Raw genomic sequence first — 8,517 nt, 5'->3', positions numbered from 1 at the left:
GCGGGGGGTGGGCGTGTCGGGGGGGGGTGGGCCCGTGCCTCCGCCCCCGCCCCCGGCGGGGCCCCCCCCCCCCCCCGGCCCCCCCCCCGCCGCGCACCCCGCAACCAAAAACATCGACACATACCCATTCATAGATAGACTGATCCGACTCCAGAAAGCAGTACCGCCGATGCAACGCACCTCCCGCGCCCTCGCGCGCACCGCCATCGCAGGCGCCGCCGCCGCGCTCGCCGTCCTCGCCACCGCCGGGCCCGCCGCCGCGCACGTGACGATCACGGCGCCGAACACCGTCGCCGGGTCCTACACCCTGCTCACCGTCTCCGTCCCGCACGGCTGCGACGGCGACGCGACCACCGCCGTCGCCGTCCAGATCCCCGAACCCGTCAACGCCGTCACCCCCTCGGTCAACCCGAACTGGGACGTCGAGAAGGTCATGGTCGACCTGCCCGAACCCGTCACCGACGCCCACGGCAACGAGGTCACCGAGCGCGTCGACCAGATCGTCTACACCGCGCATACCCCGCTCCCCGACGACCTGCGCGACGCCTTCGAGCTCTCCCTCCAGCTCCCCGAGGAGACCGCCGGGCAGACCCTGTACTTCCCGGTCGTCCAGACCTGCACCGCCTCCGACCACCCCTGGATCGAGATCCCGGCCGACGGCCAGAACAGCGACGACCTCGAATCCCCGGCACCGTCGATCACCGTGACCGCCCCCGGCGACACCGAGGACGACGCAGAGGAAGCCGCCGCCGACACCGAAGACGGAGGCGACGACGGCGACTCCGGCACCGACCCGGTCACCTACGTGGCCCTCGCCATCGGCATGATCGGCGCCGCGATCGGCGCATTCGCCCTCGCCCGGACGCGGCACTCCTCGTGACCGCGACCCGGTCCCACCTGCCGGGGCGGGCGATCCTGCCCGCCCTGGCGGCCCTCCTCCTCGCCCTGGCACCCGCCGCCCCGGCACAGGCGCACGCCGCCCTCCTGGCGACCGACCCGCCCGACCGGGCCGCCCTCGACATCGCACCCGACGTGGTCACCCTCACCTTCAACGAGCCCGTCCAGCCCGTCGCCGACGCCATGCGCCTGGTCGACGGCAACGGCACCGAACAGGACCTCGCCGCCACCGCCAGCGACACCGACGTGGTCGTCGACCTGCCCGAACTGGCCGACGGCCCCTACTACGTCAACTGGCGCGTCATCTCCGCCGACGCCCACCCGATCTCCGGCGTCCTGTCCTTCACCGTCGGCACCGGGACCGCACCCCCGCCGCCGACCGAATCCGAAGCGGCCGAACCCGACCGGCCCTGGGCCGTCCAGACGGTGAACATCGCCTTCTACGCCGGGCTGCTCCTGTGCACCGGATACGCACTTTTCCGCACCGTCATCGCCCGCCGCCTCGCCCCCGCCCGGCCCCGGCACCGCCTCCTGCGAGCCGGCGGTCTCCTCGCCGTTCTCGCTGCGGCCCTGGCCGTCCCGGTCGGCGCCCTCGACCTCGCCGGACGGCCCCTCACCGACCTCACCGACACTGGCGCCTGGGCGCCCACCGTCCAGACCGGCGCGATCACGGTCCTCGCGGCCACCGCGGTCGGCATCGCCCTCACCTGTCTCGGCACGATCCGCCCCGGCAGGCGCTGGTCGACCCTCACCTTCCTCGTCGGCGCCGCCATCGCGCTCCTCGCGCCCGTCCTCATCGGCCACACGATGGCCTTCGGCCCGCGCTGGCTCATGGTCGCCGCCGACGCCGTCCACCTCGCGACCGCCGCGATCTGGATCGGCGGGATCACCGGCATCGGCATCCTCCTCTTGCGGCGCAATCACAGCCGCCTCCGGGACGCCGCGACCGTCATCGCGCGCTTCTCGACCTGGGCGGGCTACAGCGTCGCGGCCCTGGGCGCCAGCGGCATCGCGATGGCCTGGGCTATCCACCGGTCCTGGGCGAGCCTCTTCGAGTCCGACCACGGCCGGGTCCTGCTGATCAAGCTCGGCCTCGTCGCGGTCGCCCTCGCCCTGGCCGGGTGGAACCGGTACCGACTCGTCCCGCTCGTCCAGGGGACCGACCCGGCCGCCGGCCTGGCCCGGCTGCGGCGCACGGTCCGAGCGGAAGCCGCCGTGCTCGCCGCGGTCATCGCCGTCACCGGTGTCCTCGTCAACCTTCCACCCGGCGTCGAGTCCGCACCGCCCGCGGCCACGGAACCGGTTGCGCCGGTTCCCGAGACGATCGACCTGATCGAGCCCCTCGGCGACGGTGAGGCCCACCTGCAAGGCACCACGACGGGCATCGGCGAGCACTCCTTCACGCTCGCCCTCACCGGCGCCGACGGCGCCCCGCTCACGCCGCTCGAATCGCCCGCGATCACCGCGCTGCTGCCCGAACGCGACTTCGGCCCCGTCGACGCCCAGATCCACGAGTACGGCCCCGGCCAGTACCACTGCATCATCGACCTGCCGCTCACCGGCGCCTGGACCCTCACCCTCCAAGTCCGCGCCTCCGAGTTCGACTCCCTCTCAACGGGTTTCGACATCACCGTGTCTTGAGTCAAGGCAAGCCGCCGGGCCCCGCTTCGAGGGCCCGGCGGTACGCCGGGCGCTACGCCGCCCCGGGGGCGTCGCCGAAGTCGTCGATCTTGAGGCGCTCGCCGCCGCGGAGTGCGGACTCGTGCGCCACCAGCCCGGGGAGCGTGTACCGGGCGGCCGTCCAGGCGTTGACGGGCGGGAGCGTCCCCTGCTCGACCGCGGTCACGAAGTCGTGCGCGAGCAGCTGGTGGCTGCCCATGTGCCCGTTGCCGAGGCCCTTGAACTCGACCGGCAGGCCCGAGGTGTCGTGCACCGGCGCGTGGCCCGAGATGAACGAGTCGTGCAGCGCCGGGTCCACATTGGCGAGTACGGGGTCGTCCGCGCCGGTCGCCCAGCCGGGCCGCACCAGCTCGGTGCAGTCCTCCAGCGGGCCCGACCGCTTGTGCCAGAGGGTGGTGCGGGAGCCCTGCTCCAGAATGCCCTCCGTGCCGTAGAAGACGAAGCGGGACTCGGGGATCCACTGGCCGAGGCCCACCCGCCGGAACTCGTTCGTGCGCATGCTGCCGCCGTCGGCGGTCTCGAACAGCGCGGTCGCGTTGGAGAAGTCGTTGCCGAACATGCTCACGGACTTGTCGAACACGCCGTCGCCGCGCCGGTCCGGCACCCCGATGGCGCTCACGCTGACCGCGTGCGTGCGCCACGCGCCGAGCACCCCGCCGATCGCGTGGGTCGGGTATTTCAGCGGCGGGAAGCTCGCGGTGCGCTTCCAGTCCTCCCCGCCGCTGTACTGGTACGCGGCGTAGAACCCGTGGTCCATGTCGTGCACGTAGTCGCCTTCGGCGTAGAACAGCCGCCCGAACGCGCCGTCGGCGGCCTTCTGCCGCGCGAGCACGGTCGCGGGGTGGTAGTGGCTGGTCTCGCCCATCATGTACGTCAGCCCGGTCTCCTCGACCGCCTCGATGATCGCGGCGATCTCCTCGGCCGTGAAGGCCATCGGCACCGACGAGTAGACGTGCTTGCCCGCGCGCAGGGCCCGCACCGCGAGCGGCCCGTGCGTCCACCGCTGCGTGAAGATCGCGACGGCGTCGACGTCGGAGGCGAGCATCGCCTCGAAGTCCTCCTCGACCCCGGCCAGGCCGAGTTCGCGGACGAGGGTCGCCGAGCGGTCGGGGACGAGGTCGGTGACGGTGACGCGGGAGACCCCGGGGTGGGCGTTGAACAGTTTCGCGAACGCGCCGGAGAACTGCCCCGCGCCGACGATTCCGAGAGAGAACAAGACGGCTCCTTGTGCCATGCGGTGGACCGCGGCCGGTGCCGGCCGCTGCGGCACCACGGTATAGGTTCTGATCGGAGAGTTCTTCACTGAAAAGAGCGAGTACTTCTTGAATCCTCAGATCGGGATCGCGCCGCCCGCGCTGGTCGGCTGGGCCGGGCGCCCAGTCCTCATGGACACCGCCCACCAGCACGACGACCTGGAGATCAACTTCGTCGCCGAAGGCGGCACCATGCTCTACCTCTTCGGCGGCGACACCGTCGAGATCGCCCCCGGGTCGGTGGCGGCGTTCTGGGCCGCCGTCCCGCACCAGCTCGTCGCGAACTCCGCGACGCGGGCGCACTGGGTGCACGTCCCGTTCGCCACGTTCCTCGGCTGGGGACTGCCCACCGCGCTCGTCGGACGGCTCCTCTCCGGGACGCCGCTCATCGCCCCGCCTTCGGCCGCAAAGGAATCCGACCCCGCCAACTTCACGCAGTGGGCCGCCGACCTGTCCAGTGCGCACCCCGAGCGCCGCCGCATCCTGCTGCTCGAAGTCGAGGCCCGCGTCCGCCGCCTCGCGCTCGACGCGCCGCAGGAGCCCTCACCGGAGTACGCGGGCGGCGATCCGGCCCTCCGCCATGTCATCGCGATGGTGCGCCACCTCGCCGAGCACTTCCGCGAGCCGCTGACCGTGGCCGACGTCGCCGCCGCCGCGCGCCTGCACCCCAACTACGCGATGACCCACTTCCGCAAGATCGTGCGCACCACGGTCGTCGACTACCTGACTCGCTGCCGCCTCGCCGAGGGCCGCCGCCTGCTCGTCACCACCGACCTGCCCATCGCGGCGGTCGCGGCGGACTCGGGCTTCGCCTCGGTCAGCCGCTTCTACTCCGCGTTCAAGACCGAATGCGGCGTCCCGCCCGCCGTCTACCGCCGCCAGCACCGGCGACCGCGGTCAGGGGAGGCCGTCGGCTGACGGTTCCTTCGCGACGCGTCCGGCGATCCGTTCGAGTGCGGCGAGATCGCTGGCGTCGAGCCGGTCGATGAAGTGGCGGCGCACCGATGCGAGGTGGGCGGGGGCGGCGTCGGCGAGGACGGCCATGCCCTGGTCGGTGAGCACGAGCAGGCAGCCGCGGCCGTCTGCGGGGTCGGGGTCGCGGCGCAGCAGGCCGCGCGCTTCCATGCGGCTGGCGTGCCGGGACAGGCGGCTGCGGGACCAGCCCATCTTGCGGGCCTGCTCGCCCAGCGTGCTGGTGCGGCCGGGGCGTTCCGAGAGGGTGCTCAGGACTTCGTAGTCGGCCTCGGAGAGCCCGATCGCGGCCAGGTCCCGCGCCGTGCCCGACTGCACGGCGGTCATGACCCGCCGGAAGGCCCGCCAGGCGCGCTCTTCGTCGGCGTCGAGCCAGCGCACGGGCTCTGCCGAAGAACTCGTTGACATGTAACCAACATAGCATGTACCGTTCGTTTCCATGTCAACGAAAAAACTCCGCGTCCTCGTCGTCACCTCCAGCACCCGGCCCGGGGCGCTCGGGCCCGAGGTCGCCCGGTGGCTGACCGACGCCCTCGCCGGTCCCGCCGAAGAACTCGGTGCGGAACTCGTCCCGGTCTCGCTCGCCGACCTCGGCCTGCCGTTCCTGGACGAGGAGGAGCACCCCTCGTCGGGCGTCTACCGGCACGAGCACACGCGCCGCTGGAGCGCCCTGGTTGACGCGGCCGACGGCTTCATCTCGGTGACCCCCGAGTACAACTACGGCATGCCCGGTTCGCTGAAGAACGCCCTCGACTACCTCGGCGCCGAATGGGCCTGGAAGCCCATCGGCTTCGTCAGCTACGGCAACACCTCGGCCGGCACCCGCTCGGTGCAGCACGCCAAGCAGGTGGTCACGACCCTCCGCATGGTCCCGCTCGGCGCCACCGTGGCGATCCGCATCGGCGACGCCTTCGAGCAGGGCCGCCTCCGCCCCGACCAGGGCCGCGACAACGCGGCGGCCTCCATGCTCGGCGAGCTGGTCCGGCTCGCGAACGCGCTGCGGCCCATGCGGGAAGGCGCCCGCCCCGATGCGATCCCGGGCCCCGTCCCCGGCACCTACGCGAGGCGCCTGACCCCAGAAGACGCCGCCGAGGTCGCGGTCCTCCAGCGGTGCTGCTGGGTCGAGGAGGCGATCATCAACGGCACCTTGGATATCCCCGCGCTCCACGAGTCCCTTGCGGACGTCCGCGCCTGGCTCGGCGACTGGGACGCCACCGGCCTGTGGCTCGACGGCCGCCTCCTCGGCATGGTCCGCACCCGCCGCTCAGGCACCGCCTGGGAGATCGGCCGCCTCGCCGTCGCCCCCGACCGGCGCGGCCTCGGGCTGGGGAAGTGGCTCCTCGACCTCGCCGAGTCCACCGCCGACCCCGGCCGCCTCCTGCTCCACACCGGCTCGAAGAGCCTGCGCAACATCGACTTCTACAAGAACCACGGCTACCTCCCGACAGCCCACGACGACGGCGTCACGACCCTCGCCAAGGACCTGCCCCGCTGACGCGAAGCCCGACGGCGCCGCGGTGGAATACCGCGGCGCCGTCGTCGAGCCGGCCGTGCTGGACTCGGGGATCGTCGCCGGTCGGCCCGTCCTCGCACTCCTCAGACGCGGCGGAACTGGCGGCCCGCGAGGTCGAGGGCGGTGACCGCGCCGTCGGCGCCGCGCGCGAAGTAGCCGCGCTGGCCTTGGAGCGGGCCTTCGGTGATGATGTAGTCGTCGCCGTCCTCGGCGAGGAAGCCCAGGTGCCCGGGTTCGCAGTCGGCGGGGAGCTCCACTTCGGATTCGGCGCGCAGCTCGGGCTTGATGCGGGCGGCGAGGGTGAGGCGCCCGTTCTCGTCGGCGACGGTCACGGTCATCATGTCGACGTCGTAGTCGCCGGTGACGGCCGCGGCGCGGGCGGCGTCGTAGGCGACCGGCTCGGGGTCGCGGTCGACCAGGCCCAGGTAGTGTTCGAGCGCCCACCGGATGACGGCGAGGTTGCAGGGGGTGCCGCCGGGTTCGGCGTTGGTGGACACGGTGATCGCGAAGTCGTGCTCGGGGACGATGATGAGGTCGGCGAACTGTCCGTACGCGGAGCCGCCGTGGCCGAAGGTCGCGGCGCCGTCGACCTCGCGCAGGAACCAGCAGATGCCGAGGCCGTCGCCGATGGAGCTGCCGCGCAGCTCGACCGTCTGCTCGCGCATCGCGTGCAGCGCCTCGGCGGAGACGAGGCGCTCGCCGCTCTCGGTGCGGCCGTCGCCGAGGTGGAACCGGGCCCAGCGCACGAGGTCGCGGGAGGACGAGGAGAGGCCCCCGCCGGGGTTCTGCGCGCGGTGGAGCTTCCAGGGCCGGGAGACGGCGGTGCCCTCGTCGGTGACGTTGTGTCCCAGCGAGAACCGGTGGGTCATGGCCTCGGCGGCGAAGTACGTGGAGCGGTCGAGTCCGAGCGGCGCGAAGAGGAGTTCGCCGATCGCCTTCTCGTAGGTCGTGCCGGTGACGGCCTCGATCACCCGGCCGAGCAGGTTGTACCCGGCCTGGCTGTAGGAGGCGCGCTCGCCGGGGCGGGCGATGAGGGTGAGGCGGTCGAGGGCCTCGACGTAGCGTTCGAGGGCGTCGTCGCCGTCGCCGGTGTCCAGGAGCATCCAGGTGTCGAGGCCGGCGGTGTGGTTGAGCAGCTGGCCGATCGTGATCGCGGCGGCGGTCGCCTCGTCGGCGAGGGCGAGGCCGGGCAGGTAGCGGCGGACGGGCGCGTCGAAGTCGACCTTGCCCTGCTCGGCGAGGATCACGAGTGCGGTGGCGGTGAAGCTCTTGGTCGTGGAGCCGAGCGTGAAGATCGTGTCCGCGTCCACCGGCAGCGGGTGCTCGACGCTGGTGACGCCGTGGGCGGCGTAGACCTCGCGGCCCCGGTGCCAGATGCCGACGGAGATGCCGGGCACGGCGTACTCGGCCGCCCGCTCGGCGATGACCTGCTGAAGTTCGTTGTGGCTCATGGTGTTCCCTCTCGACGGCGACCGTGTTCCGGTCGGTGCTCCTTGCTGAGAGAACAATGGGCGGCACCCCTGACGGCGGACTGACATCGCGCTGACGTGCACGGCTCCTAATCGTCGCGCGCCTGCCGCGGTCCGGGCCCTCCCCGTCCGGTCCGAGGCGAAAACGCGAATTCGCGACCAGTCGGTCGAAATCTTGCGAGAGTGAGTCATCGTCGGGACCGGTCCGGTCCCGATCCTGGCATGAGGGGGACGCCATGTCGTTCTGGGATATCTTCTGGCTGCTGCTGATCTGGCTGCCGCTGGTCATGATGTGGGCGTTCGCGCTGCTCGACATCTTCCGCCGGGACGATCTCAAGGGCTGGCTCAAGGCACTTTGGATCGTGGTCGTGATCCTGCTGCCGTTCTTCGGCACCCTCGTCTACCTGATCGTCCGGCCGGCCGGTGCGACCGCCGCCGAGCGTGAGGCCATCGACCGGAGCAGCCGCGATTTCGTCGCGAGGTACGCCCCGGACAACACCGCCGAGCAGCTCCGCGTGCTCGCCGACCTGCACGACCGGGGGAAGCTCACCGACGGCGAGTTCCAGGCCGAGAAGACCCGCGTCCTCGGACCGCCGTCGGCCGCATGAGCGAGTGGGTTCCACGGGGGCGGGCGCCGCGCGGCGCCCGCCCCCGGTGCCGGGAGGGGGTGTCGTGGTGGGAGTGGGGGGGGGCGGGGGCGGGGCCGGCCGCTGGGTAGAGCACACCGCTGAAA

Annotated in this window: 8 protein-coding genes; 5 read left to right on the top strand and 3 right to left on the bottom strand. The window is 72.3% G+C overall.

The window, feature by feature from the left end:
- Positions 1 to 169: 169 nt before the first annotated feature.
- Both AB0A65_RS26735 and AB0A65_RS26730 read left to right on the top strand, forming a co-directional pair.
- Positions 170 to 880: a YcnI family protein gene (locus AB0A65_RS26735; protein WP_359955955.1), complete on the top strand. Its 711-nt coding sequence runs from the start codon at positions 170 to 172 to the stop codon at positions 878 to 880.
- The gene (locus AB0A65_RS26730) at positions 877 to 2,538 is read left to right on the top strand and encodes a copper resistance protein CopC (RefSeq protein WP_359955952.1); all 1,662 of its coding nucleotides are present in this window, start codon (positions 877 to 879) and stop codon (positions 2,536 to 2,538) included. The genes AB0A65_RS26735 and AB0A65_RS26730 overlap by 4 nt, the downstream gene beginning before the upstream one ends.
- 52 nt (positions 2,539 to 2,590) lie before the next feature.
- Here the strand turns inward: AB0A65_RS26730 and AB0A65_RS26725 are convergent, their stop codons facing one another.
- A complete protein-coding gene (locus AB0A65_RS26725) occupies positions 2,591 to 3,811 on the bottom strand; it encodes a Gfo/Idh/MocA family oxidoreductase (protein WP_359955949.1) in 1,221 nt (406 codons plus the stop codon).
- A gap of 88 nt (positions 3,812 to 3,899) precedes the next feature.
- Between AB0A65_RS26725 and AB0A65_RS26720 the strand changes: the two genes are divergently transcribed.
- Positions 3,900 to 4,748 (top strand): helix-turn-helix domain-containing protein, encoded by an 849-nt coding sequence (locus AB0A65_RS26720; RefSeq protein ID WP_359955946.1) that lies wholly within the window; start codon positions 3,900 to 3,902, stop codon positions 4,746 to 4,748.
- On the opposite strand, the gene AB0A65_RS26715 is transcribed toward AB0A65_RS26720, so the two are convergent.
- Entirely contained in the window at positions 4,728 to 5,210 is a 483-nt protein-coding gene (locus AB0A65_RS26715) for a MarR family transcriptional regulator (protein ID WP_359955943.1), read from the bottom strand. The genes AB0A65_RS26720 and AB0A65_RS26715 overlap by 21 nt on opposite strands.
- 31 nt (positions 5,211 to 5,241) lie before the next feature.
- On the opposite strand from AB0A65_RS26715, the gene AB0A65_RS26710 reads away from it, so the two are divergent.
- Positions 5,242 to 6,297, top strand: a complete 1,056-nt coding sequence (locus AB0A65_RS26710; RefSeq protein WP_359955941.1) for a bifunctional NAD(P)H-dependent oxidoreductase/GNAT family N-acetyltransferase — start codon at positions 5,242 to 5,244, stop codon at positions 6,295 to 6,297.
- Between the two features lie 101 nt (positions 6,298 to 6,398).
- Here AB0A65_RS26710 and AB0A65_RS26705 read toward each other — a convergent pair whose 3' ends face one another.
- On the bottom strand, positions 6,399 to 7,766 hold the full coding sequence (locus AB0A65_RS26705) for a serine hydrolase domain-containing protein (protein WP_359955938.1): 1,368 nt from the start codon (positions 7,764 to 7,766) through the stop codon (positions 6,399 to 6,401).
- A 254-nt stretch (positions 7,767 to 8,020) separates the two neighbouring features.
- On the opposite strand from AB0A65_RS26705, the gene AB0A65_RS26700 reads away from it, so the two are divergent.
- Positions 8,021 to 8,392 (top strand): SHOCT domain-containing protein, encoded by a 372-nt coding sequence (locus AB0A65_RS26700; protein WP_359955936.1) that lies wholly within the window; start codon positions 8,021 to 8,023, stop codon positions 8,390 to 8,392.
- Positions 8,393 to 8,517 lie beyond the last annotated feature (125 nt).

This window comes from Glycomyces sp. NPDC047010, assembly GCF_040644205.1.
In the GTDB taxonomy this organism is placed as follows: domain Bacteria; phylum Actinomycetota; class Actinomycetes; order Mycobacteriales; family Micromonosporaceae; genus Glycomyces.
This window is presented reverse-complemented; position numbering and strand designations above follow the sequence as displayed.